Annotated in this window: 14 protein-coding genes; 7 read left to right on the plus strand and 7 right to left on the minus strand. The window is 55.0% G+C overall.

Annotated features, from left to right (window positions below):
- Positions 1-42 precede the first annotated feature (42 nt).
- A complete protein-coding gene (locus ACMYSK_RS20660; RefSeq protein ID WP_434638281.1) occupies positions 43-1,695 on the minus strand; it encodes an alpha,alpha-trehalase in 1,653 nt (550 codons plus the stop codon).
- A 502-nt stretch (positions 1,696-2,197) separates the two neighbouring features.
- Between ACMYSK_RS20660 and ACMYSK_RS20665 the strand changes: the two genes are divergently transcribed.
- The gene (locus tag ACMYSK_RS20665) at positions 2,198-3,595 is read left to right on the plus strand and encodes an NAD(P)/FAD-dependent oxidoreductase (RefSeq protein ID WP_434638283.1); all 1,398 of its coding nucleotides are present in this window, start codon (positions 2,198-2,200) and stop codon (positions 3,593-3,595) included.
- On the plus strand, positions 3,592-4,839 hold the full coding sequence (locus ACMYSK_RS20670) for an NAD(P)/FAD-dependent oxidoreductase (protein WP_434638285.1): 1,248 nt from the start codon (positions 3,592-3,594) through the stop codon (positions 4,837-4,839). Before ACMYSK_RS20665 ends, ACMYSK_RS20670 begins: the two co-directional genes overlap by 4 nt.
- 297 nt (positions 4,840-5,136) lie before the next feature.
- On the opposite strand, the gene ACMYSK_RS20675 is transcribed toward ACMYSK_RS20670, so the two are convergent.
- The 3 genes from ACMYSK_RS20675 to ACMYSK_RS20685 are packed head-to-tail and all read right to left on the minus strand — an operon-like array spanning position 5,137 to position 8,267.
- Positions 5,137-5,517 carry a DUF1937 family protein gene (locus tag ACMYSK_RS20675; RefSeq protein WP_434638287.1) on the minus strand — a complete coding sequence of 127 codons (381 nt, stop codon included), beginning with the start codon at positions 5,515-5,517 and terminating at the stop codon, positions 5,137-5,139.
- A gap of 45 nt (positions 5,518-5,562) precedes the next feature.
- Entirely contained in the window at positions 5,563-6,813 is a 1,251-nt protein-coding gene (eutH, locus tag ACMYSK_RS20680; RefSeq protein ID WP_434638289.1) for an ethanolamine utilization protein EutH, read from the minus strand.
- 11 nt (positions 6,814-6,824) lie between these two features.
- Positions 6,825-8,267 carry an FGGY family carbohydrate kinase gene (locus tag ACMYSK_RS20685; protein WP_434638291.1) on the minus strand — a complete coding sequence of 481 codons (1,443 nt, stop codon included), beginning with the start codon at positions 8,265-8,267 and terminating at the stop codon, positions 6,825-6,827.
- Positions 8,268-8,558: 291 nt separating this feature from the next.
- On the opposite strand from ACMYSK_RS20685, the gene ACMYSK_RS20690 reads away from it, so the two are divergent.
- On the plus strand, positions 8,559-9,326 hold the full coding sequence (locus ACMYSK_RS20690) for a DeoR/GlpR family DNA-binding transcription regulator (RefSeq protein WP_434638293.1): 768 nt from the start codon (positions 8,559-8,561) through the stop codon (positions 9,324-9,326).
- 43 nt (positions 9,327-9,369) lie between these two features.
- Here the strand turns inward: ACMYSK_RS20690 and ACMYSK_RS20695 are convergent, their stop codons facing one another.
- Positions 9,370-10,518, minus strand: coding sequence for an iron-containing alcohol dehydrogenase (locus ACMYSK_RS20695; protein WP_434638295.1), 1,149 nt, complete (start codon positions 10,516-10,518; stop codon positions 9,370-9,372).
- Positions 10,519-10,638: 120 nt separating this feature from the next.
- On the opposite strand from ACMYSK_RS20695, the gene ACMYSK_RS20700 reads away from it, so the two are divergent.
- Positions 10,639-11,262: a glutathione S-transferase family protein gene (locus ACMYSK_RS20700; protein ID WP_434638297.1), complete on the plus strand. Its 624-nt coding sequence runs from the start codon at positions 10,639-10,641 to the stop codon at positions 11,260-11,262.
- Between the two features lie 216 nt (positions 11,263-11,478).
- Entirely contained in the window at positions 11,479-12,612 is a 1,134-nt protein-coding gene (locus ACMYSK_RS20705; protein WP_434638299.1) for a serine hydrolase domain-containing protein, read from the plus strand.
- A 19-nt stretch (positions 12,613-12,631) separates the two neighbouring features.
- Here ACMYSK_RS20705 and gorA read toward each other — a convergent pair whose 3' ends face one another.
- Both gorA and ACMYSK_RS20715 read right to left on the minus strand, forming a co-directional pair.
- Entirely contained in the window at positions 12,632-13,984 is a 1,353-nt protein-coding gene (gorA, locus tag ACMYSK_RS20710) for a glutathione-disulfide reductase (RefSeq protein WP_434638301.1), read from the minus strand.
- Positions 13,985-14,080: 96 nt separating this feature from the next.
- The gene (locus ACMYSK_RS20715) at positions 14,081-14,923 is read right to left on the minus strand and encodes a 23S rRNA (adenine(2030)-N(6))-methyltransferase RlmJ (RefSeq protein ID WP_434638302.1); all 843 of its coding nucleotides are present in this window, start codon (positions 14,921-14,923) and stop codon (positions 14,081-14,083) included.
- A 193-nt stretch (positions 14,924-15,116) separates the two neighbouring features.
- Between ACMYSK_RS20715 and ACMYSK_RS20720 the strand changes: the two genes are divergently transcribed.
- Positions 15,117-16,388 (plus strand): acid phosphatase, encoded by a 1,272-nt coding sequence (locus ACMYSK_RS20720; protein WP_434638304.1) that lies wholly within the window; start codon positions 15,117-15,119, stop codon positions 16,386-16,388.
- Between the two features lie 208 nt (positions 16,389-16,596).
- Positions 16,597-18,639 (plus strand): oligopeptidase A, encoded by a 2,043-nt coding sequence (prlC, locus tag ACMYSK_RS20725; RefSeq protein WP_434638306.1) that lies wholly within the window; start codon positions 16,597-16,599, stop codon positions 18,637-18,639.
- Positions 18,640-18,645: the final 6 nt, after the last annotated feature.

Raw genomic sequence — 18,645 nt, forward strand, 5'->3', positions numbered from 1 at the left:
GTATGACCATAGCAGGACATTAATTTTCGGAATAGCACCTGGTTATAAGGGTTCGCCGTACAGCCCTATCAGCCGACGCACCACGCCGTTCGTCCAGCCGAAGCCATCCTGTAGCGGATATTCACCGCCGCCGCCTTCGTGCGGGGTACCGCTGGCGATATGGTACTTCTCAATCAGCTTGTGGTGCTGCTTGTAAAAATGGTTCACCGTTTGCAGCCAGCTGTGGGCAATTTCGTCGCCGAGCGGGTCCTGGCCGTACAGCTTAAACCCCTGCACGGCCATCCACTGCAGCGGCGCCCAGCCGTTGGGTTTGTCCCATTGCTCTCCGCTGTCATATTCCGTTGCCATGATACCGCCGGGGGTCAGCAGACGAGCGCGTACCGCATCGGCAAGGCGCTCGGCCTGTTTGTGCGTGGCCATGCCGACATACAGCGCCACGATGCTGGCGGCGGAAAAGAGCGCCAGCTGTTCGCGTCGCCAGTCGTAATCACGAAAACAGCCGCTCTCTTCATCCCATAAATAGCGGTTCACCGCAGCCCGGCGCTCACTGGCCTTCTGGCGAAACGCCGCTTCCGTTTCCCGGTCGCCTTTCAGGCCGGAAAGATTGGCAATGGTATTTTCCAGTTTGAACAAAAAGGCGTTTAAATCGATGGGAATAAACTGGGTCGTGCGGATGCTCGCCAGGCGGGTGATATCCCGCAGCCAGCGGCTGGAATAGTCCCAACCGGAGGCCGCGCCGGCGCGCAGATCCCGGTATACCTCATTGGCCGGGCGACCCGAGTGTCTTGCCGTGTCCACATCTTCCCGCCAGGACTCATCCCGTGGCGTATCGCGGTCGTCCCAGTAGCGGTTTAACAGCGACCCGTCCGGCATGCGTACCGTGTGGCGATAGGCCTGATTGGGGATTAATGATTCGGCGCCGTCCATCCAGAACTGGTATTCCAGCTTCAGATGATCCAGATAGCGCCGCGCACCGCGTACCCCGTCTTCCTCAAACAGTTCAACCATCAGGGCAAACACCGGTGGCTGCGAGCGGCTGAGATAGTAGGTGCGGTTGCCGTTGGGGATATGGCCGTAGGTCTCAATCAGCCACGCAAAGTTGTCCGCCATGCATTTCAGCAGGTCTTCGCGGCCGCTTTCCGCCAGCCCCAGCATGGTGAAGTAGGAGTCCCAGTAGTAGGTTTCGCTAAAGCGACCTCCGGGCACGATATAAGACTGCGGCAGCGCCAGCAGCGATGACCAGGGAATGTGATCCTGCGGCTCGCGGGTGAGAACGGGCCAGAGGTTATCGATATGTTCTTTCAGGGATCGTTGCGGATCGGATTCGTAATCATCAGCCCGGTTGTCCGGCATCCAGAAGTGTTCTTCAACAAACTGGCGCAGGTCGAATCCGGGCTGGTGCTTCATCCGCCGGTAGTGGATCAAAATATCCAGCGGGTCCTGCTTTGGTGCGCAGTCTGGGAAGGTTTTACTGTCGGCAAAGATGCGTGATTTCTGCACATGCGCAAACAGTTCCAGATAGCGGTCAGCAGGTGTCAGAGCATCAGAAGCCGGGAAACCTTCGATAATCTCCGGCTCGGGCTCGGCGTCAAACATTTCATCCAGTTTTAACTCATACGGATCGGCTTCATAGCGCAGATCGTTCTCGATCTTCGGTTTCTCGCCATTATCGTTGCGTAATGTCTGGCTGGACATAGTGATACGGACCTCCGGATCGCGTCAGTTCAGGGCGCCGGGCTTCACCCGGCCTGACTCTTAAGCGTAGTCATTCGCTTCGGTGTCCGGGAGAAAACTGTGCGTCGCATCACGCTTCTTAGCGATGAGCCAGGAAAATGGATTTTATTAATTAATTGATAATATTAGATAAATTTAAAAATATTGTCGCCAGTGGCGAACGGAAATTTACCTCGATCGTTTTGCAACAAAATTTGAGTATATGAACGGTCGCCTACCGCTTTTTGCCTGATTCCGGTAAAAGCCACATTATTCCCCACTTTTTGACTTATGGCGATGTTCTGAAAATTAGGGCCAAAGTCACATGGTTAACCATTTGGTATTTATGGCTAAACTTAAATAAAACATGTTTATTCTCCATGATTTTAAAATTGTTAAATGTGGTTTGATGGTTGTTTTAATGTTGTGATTGTGTGGTTTTTGTGGTTTTATCTGCATATACCCTGCTGTAGAGATAACGCAAATGGCACATTTCGATGAACAAGTGGATGTAGTAGTCATTGGTGGCGGTGTCGTCGGCTGTGCGGTGTTTCGCCGCTTTACGCTGATGGGCGCGAAGACGCTGTTGCTGGAAAAAGGAGGCGATATTCTTTCTGGCGCCAGTAAAGCGAACAGCGCAATTTTACATACCGGTTTTGATGCACCTCCCGGAAGCCTTGAGCTTGAATGTATGCAGGCAGGGTATAAAGAGTACCTGTCCATTCGGGAAAAAATGAATCTGCCGCTGTTGAAAACGACGGCTATCGTGGTGGCATGGAATGAAGAACAGCTCTCCATGCTGCCGGCGATTGTGCAACAGGCGCATCAGAACGCGGTTTTCGACGTCGAGCAAATCTCGGCAGAGGACGTTTATCAACGTGAGCCTAACCTGGCTCCCGGTGCGTTAGGTGGCGTTTATGTCCCGGGCGAGTATGTCATTGACCCGTGGAGTTCGCCGCTGGCGTACGTTACTCAGGCGGTCAAACACGGTGGCCAGTATCGTTTCAATTGCGCAGTGACCAGCGTAACGCGCGATTCCGATGGCTGGTGGCTACAGACTCAACAAGGGAAAGTCAAAACCCGGCTGGTCATCAACTGTGCCGGAAATCACGGTGACCTTATTGACGGGATGTGGCGCCAGCCGGAGTTTACTATCCATCCCCGTAAAGGGCAGTTTCTGGTTTATGACAAGGCTTCGGCGGCGGAGATCAACGCCATTATTCTGCCGGTTCCTACCCCCACCACCAAAGGTGTCCTGCTATGTCGGACGATATTTGGCAACATCATTCTCGGACCGACCGCGGAAGAACAGGACGATCGTGAACGGGCGGAAGTGGATGAACACGTGATGAAGGAACTGATTGAAAAAGGTTCGCGCATGTTGCCCAGCCTGACGCAATACACGGTGACGGCGACCTATGCCGGGCTCAGGCCTGCTACAGAGAAAAAAGAGTACCGTATTTATGATTATCCGCAGGACAGCTGGATAAGCGTGGGCGGTATTCGTTCGACCGGGTTGACGGCGGCTCTGGGTATCGCCAGCCACGTAGCCGGGCTGTATTGCGCAAACTTTTCACCACTTTTTCCACTGAATCCGCCCGCTGAGCTGCAGTGGCCGCGTATGCCCATGCTTTCCGAGTATGAATCTCGCGATTATACCTGTGCGGGCAATGGCGGCATCGTTTGTCACTGTGAACTGGTGACGCGCCGTGAGCTGGAGGCGACATTTGATTCCGCCGTTCCTCCGGAATGTATCGGCGGGCTGCGTCGTCGGACTCGGGTGATGATGGGGCGCTGTAACGGCTTTTTCTGTAGCAACCATGTAGCCGAAATTGTTGGCGATCGTCTGGCGAACTCTCTTGTTGTCGGGAAGGTAGAATGAGTCATCAATACGAAGTGATTATTATCGGCGCCGGGCCTTCCGGGCTGGCGGCAGCACGCTCGTTGCTGGAAGAAGGGGTAAAAGATGTTCTGCTACTGGAACGTGAGCAGGAGGCGGGCGGCGTTCCGCGCCACTGCCGTCATCCCACCTTCGGGATACAGACGTTTCATCGACCTATGCAGGGGCATCGCTGGGCGCAGCGTATTCTGGCCATGGTCCAGGGTCAATATGAGATTCGCACCGGAACGACGGTGATTCAGATTCACCCCGGTGGTGAAATTGATGTCTCTTCTGACCGCGGTCTGGAAACCTTGTCTGCCAGACGCGTGATTATTGCGACCGGCGTGCGTGAAACGCCGCGTCATCCGCGCCTGGTGAGCGGGTTACGGCCGCAGGGGATCCTCACCGCGGGAGCATTGCAGCAGTTTATCTATTTACGCAAACTTAAGCCTGGTCTGCATCCGGTGATTATTGGCTCTGAACTGGTTAGCTTTTCCGCCATCTGGACGCTACGCAATGCCGGTATCAAAACGCTGGCGCTGATTGATGAACACTCCCGGCCGCTGGCTTTCCGTCTGAGTACTCTTTATGCAAAGCTGCTCGGGGTTAAGGTGTATCTCGGCGCGCATATCACCCGAATTAATGGCGCAGAACGGGTCGAAAGTATCGAATTCCGCGAAGCGAATGGGCAGACCCGACAGCTTGCCTGCGACAGCGTGATTTTTACGGGGCGCTTTACCGGTGAATATACGCTGATCAGAAAAAGCCACCTGACGTTCGAACCAGACTCAGGCAGGCCGTTATTTGATCAGTACGGCCGCTGTTCCGATCCCGCCTATTATGTTGTGGGTAACATGACGCACCCTGCGGATATGGGCGATCAATGCTATCAGGAAGGACTGCGTATCGGACGTTACGTAGCGGGTTCGCTACGTCAGCGGCAGCAGAACCAGCATGAGGTCGGGGTGACACTGGAAGAGACCTTCCGCCTGGCTGCACCGAATGTGCTGACGCTGACGGAACATATGCAGAGCGTGACGTTGAACGTACGTGTTAACCATTTCTATCATGGTGAGATAGTCGTTCGTTGCGGTGAGAGCATCATTTACCAGGGCAAGCATCGTTGCCTGCCTGAACGTCGTATTCTGCTGAAAGATATCCCATTATCACGGATTAAGGCAGGCGAAACGCTCACCGTTGCGACGCAACAGGGCAGGACAGACCCGTGTACAATGTCTCGATAAAACAAAAACCTTGAGTACCTGAAATCGTACCTCCCTGTTGGCCGAAGGCCACAACAATCGGCCCGTTAAGCGGGCCGATTGACGTTCTCCTCTCCGCTAAAAACACCTTCTCCGGCTGACCTGCCGCTATACCGACAGATTCATCTTTGATCATTGCGGCAAACGCCAACGGGCGAGGGAGGATATTGCTGGCAGGGACGATGAGCGGAGGCTTTGGTGATGATGAGAAGTGAGCGATTTGACTTTCCGCCTCTGGCAGTCGCCCGACGTGGCGACTGCCAGATAGGGAAAACCGGCTCAGGTAAGAAGTGGGGCAGGTACTGACGTAAATTCATCCTGAACCTGGGACCACAGGCTGACACGCTGGCCCCGGGATTCATAAAACTCAATTTCTCGCTTAATACCGGCACTCCGATCCCAACCGTCGAGATCAAGAATAATGAGCTCCGCCATAAGGTCGAGATATAAAGCATCAACCGGAGCCCACATTTTACCAATATTTTCTTTTGCTGTTTTAGTTAGCATCAGATTAATAGGGTGGGACATTGTTACCTGGCTAAATACCGCATGGCCAGACTCCATGATTTGTGCTGCCACTTTATTACAGGCCAGAAATCGCTGCTCAACAATATGATTATCTGCATGGCTATAGGGGCAGGCCAGAAAAATTTTGCGCATAGTTATCTCCTGATAACTCAGTATAAATAAAAATTAATTGAAGAATTACTGGGCGGTTTGAGCAGCTAACGGACTCTCCTGGTTATTGAGAGATATCGTTGCTTCATCAATTTTCTCCAGACGCTGGGCTTCTGGTACCGAGATAAATATGGCAATGGTAATGGCAATAACACCGGCGAGGAATTTACCTAACATGATTGGGATCACCAGCGTGGGCTGGAAATTAGCAGTAAATGCCAGATGGTCGCCGAGCGTGGCCTGTGCGCAGATGCCGAAAGCGACGCAAATAACCTTATCCCGGGCTTTCATATCTTTGAACAGGTGATAGACCGCGATGATATTGGCCAGTACCATAACGACGCCGATGGCCCCGCTGTCCGTTAGCTGGAGTTTTCGACCAATAAAGTGCATTGGGCGTCGACAGTATTTCTGGAACAGATAGCACACCGGGAATGTCCCCGCCAGCATAATGCCGATATAACCGGCAATCTCAATGGCGCGATATAACTCTTTTTCGTCCGCAAATAATGGATCGAAAACCCATCCGCCGAAGACTTTACTGAATATGCCGGTAAAATGCTGGATAATACAGGCGGCAAGAACCAGCTTAATAAACGCATCTGAGATGCGGCCAAACGCCAAAAAGCCTTTGACCATCATCATGGTTCGATATTTAAGGCCCAGTGCGAGCAAAAAGCAGAAAACAAATAAAGGCGCGAGCATCTGCAGGGCGTGAAGAAAATCAATCGTCAGATAGTGGTTGGCCGGCGAAGAGGTGGAAATAATATCTCTAACCGGGATGTTGCCAAGCGTGATACACATCAGCGATATCAACACACCAAAGGGGATGCTGATTAACCCGGCCATTGCGCCGAGCGCCAGATATTTATGGTCTTTTTGCGTCAGCATAACCAGGCCTACGGGGATCAAATAGACGATGCTCGCCCCGGAGGTATAGCCAATTAACATGGCGGTGATCCATTGGTCGCGGTTCGCGGCAATGGCATCCGCCAGCTGATAGCCGCCCATATCGACGGCAATAATAGACAATGCGGCGATGGAAACGTCAGAGCCCATCGATTGGAAAAGCGGGCCAATGGTATGCAGAATGGCATAAGAGATGATGGGAATTGCCGCCATAATCCCGGCCTGGGCAAGAAATACCGGGCCGATAGAATGAATGCCATTCACAAATTCTTTGCCTAAACCGCTTTCGGGTTTTATAACGGAGGCAGCAGCACCGATCAGGGTGCCCGCCATAATAATGTAGATAATAATATTACCGATCTCAGACATAGTGGCCTCTGTTATTCAGTGCGCAGATTGCGGGACCGAGAAATAATGTCCTGGTATTTTTCGAAATACGGAGCAAAATTTCGTTGTTCAGGCTCAGTAATTGACACCTGGGTTCTGACTTTCATTGGGTGGGTAATTCCCAGTCCTTTACGCGCAAGCAACGCCACTCCCTGAGCGGTAATTTCCCTGTTGGCAGGAGAAATAATGCGTTTCTGGATCAAGTTGGCTAAAAACTGCTTAAAATAATGATTTGAAGATAAACCTCCATCTACGGAAATGGTTTCACCAATCGGCTGCACTTTATCCATCGCGAAAATAACCTCGGCTGAACGTACCGCAATTCCCTCGAGGATCGATTGCAGTAGATCTTTGCGTTCGGTATCCAGCGAGAGCCCGGCCCATAATCCGGCCGCGGAGCGATCCCAGTACGGACAACCGAGGCCGGAAAGTGCCGGAATAAAGGCCAGGCCGCGAGCAATCGCTGGCTCATCAGGAAAGTCACCGAACTCTTCCAGATCGCTGAATAAGCCAATTTTTCCGGCCCAGTTAATTGCGGATGCCGCGTTGTAGACGCCACCGTCCAGGCCATAGACCGGTTTTTCTCCCGGCATTTTCCAGCACAGTGCGGGAAGCAGCCCCGATCCTCTGGCATCGGGCACTTCAGTGCCGGTAATGGATTGCAGAAACGCTCCGGTACCAAACGTAATTTTCATTTGACCGGGGGTCAGGCACCCGTGACCGTATGTGCCGGCAAACTGATCGACAATACAGGCCGTCAGCGGCGTTGTACTGCCCTCGTAGCGAACGTCGCCGAAGTGGCCGATGTTATCGCGTACTTCGGGAAGGGCGTTCATCGGGACATCAAATAATCGGCAGAGCTCTTCATCCCATTGCAGGGTGTGAATATTAAATAAAGAAGTGCGGGAGGCCGAGTTGTAGTCGGTGATATGGGTACCGCACAGATGAAACATAAAAAATGCATCCATGGTGCCAAGACGGAGCAGACCACGTCGCGACAGCTCAAGCGCACCGGGAACATGGCGCATCACCCAGCCCATTTTGCTGGCGGAAAAATAGGTATCCAGCGGTAGGCCGGTTTTGCTCCTTACCAGCTCCTCAACCCCTTCCTCCTGAAGGCGGCGAATGACGGCCGCCGTACGTTGATCTTGCCAGATAATGGCGTTATACAGCGGCACCCCGGTCCGCGCATCCCAGGCGACGATACTCTCTCCCTGATGAGCAAGGCCAATAGCATCCACAACCCCACACTGACCCAGGCAGGCGCGTATATTGCGCAGAATTTCGAGAGGGTCATGCTCAACCCAACCCGGGTTTGGCGTCAGTTGTTTATGCGCGATTGCCGCTGGTGAGAAGTGCTTTCCATCCTCGCTGAACACGACAACACGTGTTCCTGTCGTCCCCTGGTCAATGGCCGCATAGCGTTGGTTAAGCATAGAACCCTCAGTGCATCGTTGTGGTTTGTATGTTGTCATATTGCCTGCATTCACAATTTAGCATTACATACACACATCAAATCAACATAATTGTCACATTAAACGATCTAACTGTGACTGGTCTCATATTTTTTTCTTATTCTGATGTGGGTATGTTGTGGTTTTTGTGGTTTAGTCGGGGGATTCCCACAACAAAGATAGGCATGCGTCGGTGATTGACATCTTCTGGGGCGTCGCCGATAGTGCCCACAGATTGTGCCGCGTAGTAAGGCTATCAGGTAAGGAAAATCAATGGACTATTCAAATGCAGGTGAACGGCGAAGCATTATTCTGGAAAAGTTAAAGAATAATGGTCAGGTATTTGTGAACGAGCTGGCGGATGACTTCGGCGTGTCACAGGAAACCATTCGTCGGGATCTGAATAAGCTGGAAGAGCTTCGGCATATCAAGAAGATTCACGGCGGTGCCGTTAGCGCTCAGTTTGGCTTTGAACTTGAGTTTAATCAGCGGGCGAAACTCGCGGAAGATGAAAAGAAAAATATTGCCCGGAAGGCGGCTGAATTAATTAAGCCCGGCGACTCTCTGTTTATCGATTTTGGTACCACCACGCTCGAGTTTGCCAGACAAATTGCGGATATTCCGCAGCTGACGGTCATCACTAACTCCCCGGTCATTGCGAATCTATTCCATGATAATTCAAGCACTAATCTTATCCTGATTGGTGGTCAATTCGGCGTATCTAAAATGGAATGCATCGGGCCGATAGCATTGCAGGGAATCAGCGGTTTTTATGCAGATTATGCGGTGATAGGTGCCGGTGCCGTCAGCCCGCAGGCCGGAATTATGGATCAGGATTTAAACGAGGCGGCCATCGCGAAGCAAATGATTAAGCAGAGCCATAAGGCTATCGTGCTGGCCGATGGCCATAAGCTGGATAACCGTGCAACCGCACATGTTGCTGACTGGAAAGAGATCGCCTGGCTGGTGACCTCAGACCGAGAAAATAAGCTTAAAAAGCTCCATTTTCCGGCTTCATTAGCGATTCTTGTCGCGGATTAAATACTGCATTACATCGGGGTCATGGCTGACCCCTGTCAGTTTTTTATTCCCACGCCGCTTCCAGCATCTCCAGCAGCTGCTCGCTATCCAGCTGTACCGGATTCGCTTTCATCGATGAGGAGCTGCTGGCCGCCAGTGCCGCAGGCTCCAGGGCCTCGTGCGGAACGCCCAGCTCGCGCAGATTTCCCAGCCCGGCGCTGCGGCTCCAGTCGCGCAGACTCTCCCAGGCCGTATCCGGCTCGATGTTCATCCCGGCGGCCAGCCACTGACGAACGTCATCAAAACGTCCGCGAATAGCCTTATTGCTTATCTGCGACTCATTGAGCGCCAGGCCGTAAGGCAGCAGGCTTCCGCAAAGCGCACCGTGGGAAGCATTGCTCAGCCCTCCCAGCGGGCCGGCCAGACCGTGAATGACGCCGAGACCGGCATTGGCCAACGCCAGGCCGCCGCACAGGCTGACCCAGGCCATTTCATCGCGGCTGTCAGGACACTCTTTTTCCATCAGCGTGTTGAGTGCTTTGATCCCACGCGGAATGGCGGCCTGGCAGAGCGCATCGGTAAAAGGATTTGCACGGGTGCAGAGCCAGGGTTCGATGAGCTGGGTAATCGCATCCAGACCGGAGCCGAGCGTTACCGCACGCGGGGCATTGTCGGTTAAGGCCGGGTCGACGATAGCCAGATCGGGCAGCATACGATCGTCGCGCAGGCTGACTTTTCGCTGCTGCTGTATGACGTTAATTACCGCGTTTTTCGTCACTTCCGCCCCGGTGCCGGCGGTGGTCGGGATCGCGACAAACGGCAGCGGATGCGCTTCTAATACCCGGCCATTGCCCACCACTTCCAGATAGTCAACGATCGGCCCCGATGCCGGCACCAGTGCGGCGATGGCTTTTCCGGCGTCGATTACGGCACCGCCGCCCAGACTCACCACCGCGCCGATGTCATGCTCACGGGCCAGGGACACGCCACGCTCGATATCTTCCAGCGTCGGCTCACGGGCAATGGAAAGCGTGTGCACCTCCAGAGAGTGGGCATGCAGTTCGGCCAGTAAAAACGTGGCCCGATGCTGGCTGGTACCGTGGACCAGAAGCACCTTTGCAGTACGCTGTGCCAGCCAGGGCGCAGCGCTCCCGGCAAGACCACGACCAAAACGGATGTTGCCCGGAGTTAAAACAGTAAACGGAGTCAGCATGGCGGGTTCCTGTGTCAGCAAAAAAGCTGAAATCAACTATACACATTATCCGGCAAGCTGCCTCTTTGCCGTCGGATGGAGTAGGGTGGAAGCAACGACTTTTTGCTTAAGGATGTCACGATGCTAAAAATATTGGGTAAACGCTCGTCAATTAACGTGCGTAAAGTGTTATGGACCTGCGATGAGGTCGGACTGACTTATCAGCAGGAAGATTACGGCAGCGGTTTTTTGCCTGTCGATACGGCAGAGTTTCGCGCCCTTAACCCAAACGGGCTGGTGCCGGTGCTGCTGGATGATGATTTTGTTCTGTGGGAGTCCAACAGCATCTGTCGTTATTTGACGCGTAAAACCGGGCGCGAAGATCTGCTCCCCGTGACGCCACAGGGCGCGGCGGAAGTGGAACGCTGGATGGACTGGCAGGCTACCGAGTTTAACAATGCCTGGCGTTATGCATTTATGGGCCTGGTGCGTAAAGACCCGCGTTTTCAGGACCCGGTGGCGATGAAGGAAAGTATTGCGACGTGGACCCGCTGCGTGCAGATCGTGGAGTCTCAGCTGCAACGCACCGGTGCATGGGTCACCGGGCCTCAGTTTACGCTGGCGGACATCGTTCTGGGCCTGTCGGTTCACCGCTGGAAAATGACGCCGTTTGCCCACTCGGAGCTGCCGGCGGTTGAGCGCTGGTATATGACGCTTAATCAGCGACCGGCATTTATGCGCCATGGGAATAACGGTACGGCCTGAGGGCAGGAGAAAAACATCCAAATTTGAATCATGCGAAGCGCTAATTTCAGCCTGTTCGCTTTGCAATGATCGTTGACAGCCGTTACGATTCCGGCGTCTTGAATTTTCCCCCCCATTGGTTTCAGTACGGCAGGAAGGTATGGTTTGAACAGGCAGTTGTGCCCTGTGCTGTTGGCGTCACTGCTGCTTGTAGGATGCTCCGGAACGCTCTCGCAAATGAGTACGCCCTCAGAAGCAACCCCTCTGGTCGGGCAGAACGGGCATGCGCTGCCGGTCGATGCTTTTGTCGGCCGCTATATGCAGCAAAAGCAGGTCAGCGGCATGGTGGTGGCGATCATCCATCACAATGGCCCGGCGGAGTTTCACTGTTATGGCGTGACCGATGCCAAAAACCGTTATCCCATCACCCCGGATACGCTCTTTGCGCTGGGATCATTAAGTAAAGGGACCACCGCCGAAACGATCGCCTTACTGGTGAATTCGGGGCGCCTGCGCTGGGACGACACCTTACTGACGCTGCTTCCGCCGGGGACGCCGCTCAGTGACGATGCTAAAAAAATCACCCTGTTACAGCTGGTGACCCACACTTCCGGCCTGCCGCGTCAGCCAATGAACCTGCTATCGCTGGAACATCTGCTGGTCTATCTGAGCGACGGCGAAAACTTCTACCATGAACTGGATAGCAACAAGGTGCTGAGCTACCTGAGCACTTTTGATGCGCCGCGCACCCGCGAACCGGAATACTCTAATCTTGGCTACGCGATTCTGGGTTACATCCTCGCTTATCAAACCGGGGAGTCAGTAGAAACTCTGGCGTCACGGATGATTTTTCTGCCGCTGGGGATGCAAAGCACCAGCTATCTGCCGCAAACGTTGCGCGGATTTCCCTACCGGGCGCTCGGGCATGCGGGGGACCAGCCCAAGTTTAAACCGCGCGGTGCACTGACGCCCGACTGGCAGTTCAGCAACAATATGGTGGGAGCGGCAAGCCTGTACAGCAACGCGCGCGACCTGATTGAGTACGCCCGCGCCCATATGACGTCAACTCAGAACGCTGCGCTGGATAAGGCCTTTGCCGACGTTAGCGTCGATTACTATCCGCGAGAAAAAGAGGCGGCCAATATCGCCTGGGTGACCGATACGCTCGGCGGGCAAAAAATGACTTATCAGGTGGGCTATATCGGCGGCTATTCCAGCTATATCGGTTTTGATAAAGCGAATCAGAATGCGGTGGTGGTGCTGCAAAACAGCTTTAACTGGAGTAACTATATCGGCCACGCCATATTGCAACATCAGGGCGAGGAGCCGGCTGACTCGGTGCGCGATGGGCGCATAAAAAAAGCCCCGTGAGAACACGGGGCTGAAGAGATTACCGCATGGTGACGAACTCTTCCGCTGCGGTCGGGTGAATCGCCACGGTGTTGTCGAAGTCCTTCTTGGTGGCGCCCATTTTCAGCGCTACCGCAAAGCCCTGCAGCATTTCATCCATCCCGAAGCCGATGCCGTGAATACCGACAATCTTCTCTTCCGGGCCGACGCACACCAGCTTCATGCGGCACGGCTGGCGGTGCGAGGTCACGGCGGTATACATGGCGGTGAACGCGGATTTATACACCTTCACCGCGTCATCGCCGTACTGCTCGCGCGCCTGCGGCTCGGTTAAACCGACGGTACCGATAGGCGGATGGCTGAAGACCACGGTCGGAATATTACTGTAATCCAGATGCTCTTCCGGCTTGTTGTTGAACAGGCGTTCGGACAGGCGGCGACCCGCGGCCACCGCGACCGGCGTCAGTTCGACCGCGCCGGTGTTATCGCCTACGGCATAGATCCCCGGCACGTTGGTGTTCTGGAATTTATCTACGACGATATAGCCTTTGTCGTTAGTTTTTACACCCGCGGCCGCGAGGTTGAAATTATCCGTCTCCGGCTCACGACCAATTGCCCAGATCAGGCAATCCACGGTCTGACTGCGGCCATCTTCCAGCTGAAGCGTCAGGCTGCCGTCGGCGTTTTTCACTACCGCTTTCGGGATTGCGGTTGTGTGCAGCTGCGGCCCTTCGGCGTTCATGACTTCGACCAGGGTGTCGACGATCAGCGGATCGAAGCTGCGCAGCGGCGCATGTTTACGTACGAACAGATGCGTTTCGGCGCCGAGACCGTTAATGACGCCAGCCAGTTCTACGGCGATATAGCCCGCACCGACCACGGCAACGCGCTTTGGCAGCGCCGGCAGCTCGAAGAAGCCGTTGGAGTCAATGCCATACTCGACGCCCGGGATCGACGGGTGGCTCGGACGGCCGCCGGTGGCGATCAGGATATGATCGGCGGTGATCGTCTCACCGTTCACTTCCACGGTTTTCGCATCCACAAAGCGGGCGAAGCCTTTGATGACGTCAACTTTGTTTTTACCTAATACGTTGTCGTAGGAGGTGTGAATGCGGTCGATATACGCGCTGCGGCTGGCAACCAGCTTATCCCAGTCGAAGTGGTTGATGGTGGTATCGAAACCGTAATCCGGGCCATACAGATGAATCGCTTCGCGAATCTGCGCCGCATGCCACATGATTTTCTTCGGGACGCAGCCGACGTTTACGCAGGTGCCGCCCAGATCTTTAGCTTCAATCAGCGCGCATTTCTGGCCATACATTGCCGCACGGTTGATGGAGGCGATACCGCCGCTACCGCCGCCGATAGCGATGTAATCATAATGTTTGCTCATAGCCTTTATCCTTAGAGGCCTATCCTGGTAGGCCCTTAATCGTTGAATGACCGCGATTGTAGCGCGAGGCGTAAAAGGTTCCACCGATGGCTGTGATTACTCCGGTACGATCCAGCTGACGGTGGCGTGTCCGATGCCGGTCGGCGAGAGCTTTTTATGCAGCCACGGCAGGACGTTGTTCATCTGCTGTTCCAGCTTCCACGGTGGATTGATGACGATCATCCCGGAAGCGGTCATGCCGCGCTGGTCGCTATCCGGACGCACGGCCAGTTCAATCTGCATGATTTTGCGAATGCCGGTGGCTTCCAGTTCTTTGATCATGCGCTTAATTTGCGCACGCAGCACGACCGGGTACCACAGGGCATAGGTGCCGGTGGCAAAGCGTTTGTAGCCTTCGTGAATACCGGCCACGACGGCCTGGTAATCGCTTTTAATTTCGTATGGCGGGTCGATAAGAATCAGACCACGACGGGAAGCCGGCGGCAGTTTAGCCTTCAGCTGCTGGTAGCCATCGGCTTTTTCCACGCGGGCGCGGTCATCTTTCTGAAATTCCGAACGCAGCAGCGGGAAATCGCTCGGGTGCAGTTCGGTCATCTGCAGGCTGTCCTGCTCGCGCAGCAGCTGGCGGGCAATCAGTGGAGACCCCGGGTAGTAGCGCAGCTGGCCGCTGCGGTTGAAATGCTGGACGACGGAGATATAGGCTTCCATCTCGGCCGGCAGATCGTCCTGTTGCCAGATGCGGGAAATGCCTTCCAGGTATTCACCTGTACGCTCGGCGTGCTCGCCGCTCAGCTGATAGCGGCCCGCGCCAGCGTGGGTGTCCAGATAGAGAAACGGTTTTTCTTTCTCTTTCAGCGATTCAATGATCAGACTCTGAACGGTGTGTTTAAGGACGTCGGCGTGGTTGCCTGCGTGAAAGCTGTGGCGATAACTGAGCATGGATGCAGAGATTCCGGGAATTAAACAAGATGACCGATAGTTTACCGCAGATCTGCTTAGATTACCGCTGTAGCACCGTGCTGTTTCAATGAGGTCAAAAGCGTTGCAAAACATGACCACGTCATAAAAATGTCAAATACCCGCGCTAGCGTCGCGTTCAGGCAAGGTAATTGTTTGAATAAAAGGAAAAATAATGAAACTGCAAATCACACTTCTGACATCGGCGCTGATCCTGGCGCTGCCGGCACTGGCAAAAGAGGTTCCGTTGAACCAGGCAGCGGCGATCGCCGGTAGCGTCACGCCAGCAGCAGCCAGCCCGGCCTTTGACAGCCTTGAAAGCCAGGCCCTGGCACAGTTGCGCAATGCCCTGAAAGGCGATGCCGCCACGCTCACCCGCGGCCAACTCGAACACGCAAAGCAGAGTAAAACTCAGGCCGACAAGGCCTGGCTGAAGGCCAGCGGCTATGACTTCCAGGCGAAAGAGAATCAACAGGCGGGCATCGCACTGCTCGCCGCCTTCAGTAAACTTCCGCAATCGGTGGTAAAAGACAACCTGGCCACGGTGACCGATATTAACCGCGATGCAACCCAGGCCACTCGTCACCAGGCGCTGGCGGATGCGGAAGGGATTAGCTATCTCTATTTCCTCAGCGATGCGCTGGGCCCTCGGTTGGGGAAAGCCTTCCTCACGGCCTACGATAAAGGCGAACTTGGCAAGGCGGCTGCGCTGATTAAGGCCAGTGAAGTCAGCACCGGGGCGGCGAAAAAGCATTTTAACAACCCGCGCCCGTTCCTGATTCAGGGGAATACCATTCATCTGGTGCCGGACGATGTGGTGGTGAAGGATAACCAGCCCTATACCGCCGACGGTGGCTCCTTCCCCAGCGGACATACCAATACCGGCTATACCGATGCGCTGCTGATGGCCGAAATGATCCCGGAACGTTTTGACGCGCTGGTGACCCGCGGTGCGCGCTACGGCTATTCCCGCATCGTGCTTGGCGTACATTACCCGCTGGACGTGATGGGGTCGCGGATGGTGGCGCAGCGTAACGTTGCGCATTACCTCAACGACGCGAAGTATCGCGTGCTGTTCAATGAGGCACGCGATCAGCTCCGGGCAGCCCTGGAAAAAGAGTGCGGCACGTCGCTGGCCGAGTGCGCGAAATCTGCCGGGAAAGACGATCCGTATCGCGACCCGGCGATGAACGCATTTTACCCGTTCACCATGACCTACGACCTGCCGCAGCAGAAGGGCGAAAAGCCGGGGCTGACGGTGCCGGAAGGCGCAGAAGTCCTGCTGGAGACCGCGCTACCCCATGCGTCAGCGGCACAGCGCCGGGCGCTGATGGTGAAAACCGCACTGCCGGCAGGTTATCCGCTGTCGGGCGAGACCGCGGACCAGCAGTTCTGGCAGCGCGTGAATCTGCCGGCGGCATATCAGATGGCGCAGAAAGCGCATTAATCCTGGCCGATATGTTTGCAGGATGACGATGACCCCGGCCCACACTGCCGGGGAAAATTCGCGATAGTGAGACAGGGACTTATTGCAGCAATACCCGGCACCTGGCACGGTGTGACATTGAAATTCCCGTCACGATCCCCCATTCTAGATCTCATGCTAAAGCGCCGGAACGCGCGCTTCATTCTCCCTTTTCAACAGGACTGCGCATATGACCAATCCATTACTGACGCCTTTTTCCTTGCCGCCTTTTTCTGCGATCAAGCCGGAACACGTTGTCCCTGCGGTGACCAAAGCGCTGGATGACTGCCGGACTGCGGTAGAAAGCGTGGTGGCGCAAGGCGCGCCGTACAGCTGGGAAACACTGTGCCAGCCGCTGGCCGAAGTGGATGATGTGCTGGGCCGAATCTTCTCGCCGGTAAGCCACCTGAACTCGGTCAAGAACAGCCCTGAACTGCGGGAAGCCTACGAGCAAACGCTGCCGCTGCTGTCGGAGTACAGCACCTGGGTCGGCCAACACGAAGGTTTGTATCAGGCCTATCGCGATCTGCGCGATGGTGACCATTACGCCACGCTGAATACCGCGCAGAAAAAAGCGGTGGATAACGCGCTGCGTGATTTTGAACTGTCGGGGATTGGCCTCGCCAAAGATCAGCAGAAACGCTACGGCGAGATTGCCGCGCGCCTGTCCGAGCTTGGCAACCAGTACAGCAACAACGTACTCGACGCTACCATGGGCTGGAGCAAGCTGGTGACCGACGTCGCCGAGCTGTCCGGGATGCCGGAAAGCGCGCTGGCAGCGGCTCAGGCTCAGGCCCAGGCGAAAGAGCAGGAAGGCTACCTGCTGACGCTGGATATTCCGAGCTACCTGCCGGTGATGACCTACTGCGACAATCAGGCGCTGCGTGAAGAGCTGTATCGCGCTTATTCCACCCGCGCGTCAGACCAGGGGCCAAATGCCGGCAAATGGGACAACAGCCCGGTAATGGCGGAAATCCTCGCGCTGCGCCACGAGCTGGCTCAGCTGCTGGGCTTTGACAACTATGCCTCCAAATCGCTGTCGACCAAAATGGCAGAGAACCCGCAGCAGGTGCTCGACTTCCTGACCGACCTGGCAAAACGCGCCCGTCCTCAGGGAGAAAAAGAGCTGGCTCAGCTGCGCGCCTTCGCGAAAGCAGAATTCGGCGTCGATGAACTGCAACCGTGGGATATCGCTTACTACAGTGAAAAACAGAAGCAGCATCTCTACAGCATCAGCGATGAGCAGCTGCGCCCGTACTTCCCGGAAAACAAAGCCGTTAACGGCCTGTTCGAAGTGGTAAAACGCATCTACGGGATTACTGCCAAAGAGCGCACCGATGTCGACGTCTGGCATCCGGAAGTGCGTTTCTTCGAGCTGTATGATGAGAACAATGAACTGCGCGGCAGCTTCTATCTCGATCTGTACGCACGTGAACACAAACGCGGCGGAGCGTGGATGGATGACTGTGTCGGGCAGATGCGCAAGCTCGACGGCTCTCTGCAAAAACCGGTTGCCTACCTGACCTGTAACTTCAACCGCCCGGTGAACGGCAAACCGGCGCTGTTTACGCATGATGAAGTGATCACCCTGTTCCACGAATTCGGTCACGGTCTGCACCATATGCTGACCCGTATCGATACCGCCGGCGTCTCTGGCATCAGCGGGGTTCCGTGGGATGCGGTCGAGCTGCCGAGCCAGTTTATGGAAAACTGGTGCTGGGAGCCGGAAGCACTGGCGTTTATTTCCGGCCATTATGAAACCGGTGAACCGCTGCCGCAGGCGCTGCTGGAGAAAATGCTGGCGGCGAAAAATTACCAGGCTGCGCTGTTCATTCTGCGCCAGCTGGAATTCGGCCTGTTCGACTTCCGTCTGCATGCGGAGTACCAGCCAGAGCAGGGTGCCAAAATTCTTGAGACCCTCGCGGAAATCAAAAAGCAGGTCGCCGTGGTACCGGGCCCATCGTGGGGACGTTTCCCGCATGCCTTCAGCCATATCTTTGCCGGGGGCTATGCGGCAGGTTACTACAGCTATCTGTGGGCCGATGTTCTGGCGGCGGACGCCTTCTCACGCTTTGAAGAAGAGGGGATTTTCAACCGCGAAACCGGTCAGTCTTTCCTCGATAACATCCTGAGCCGCGGCGGTTCCGAAGAGCCAATGGTGCTGTTCAAACGCTTCCGCGGGCGCGAACCGCAGCTCGACGCGATGCTGGAGCATTACGGTATTAAGGATTGAGTCTGC

This window comes from Klebsiella sp. I138 (assembly GCF_051131765.1).
GTDB lineage: Bacteria > Pseudomonadota > Gammaproteobacteria > Enterobacterales > Enterobacteriaceae > Klebsiella.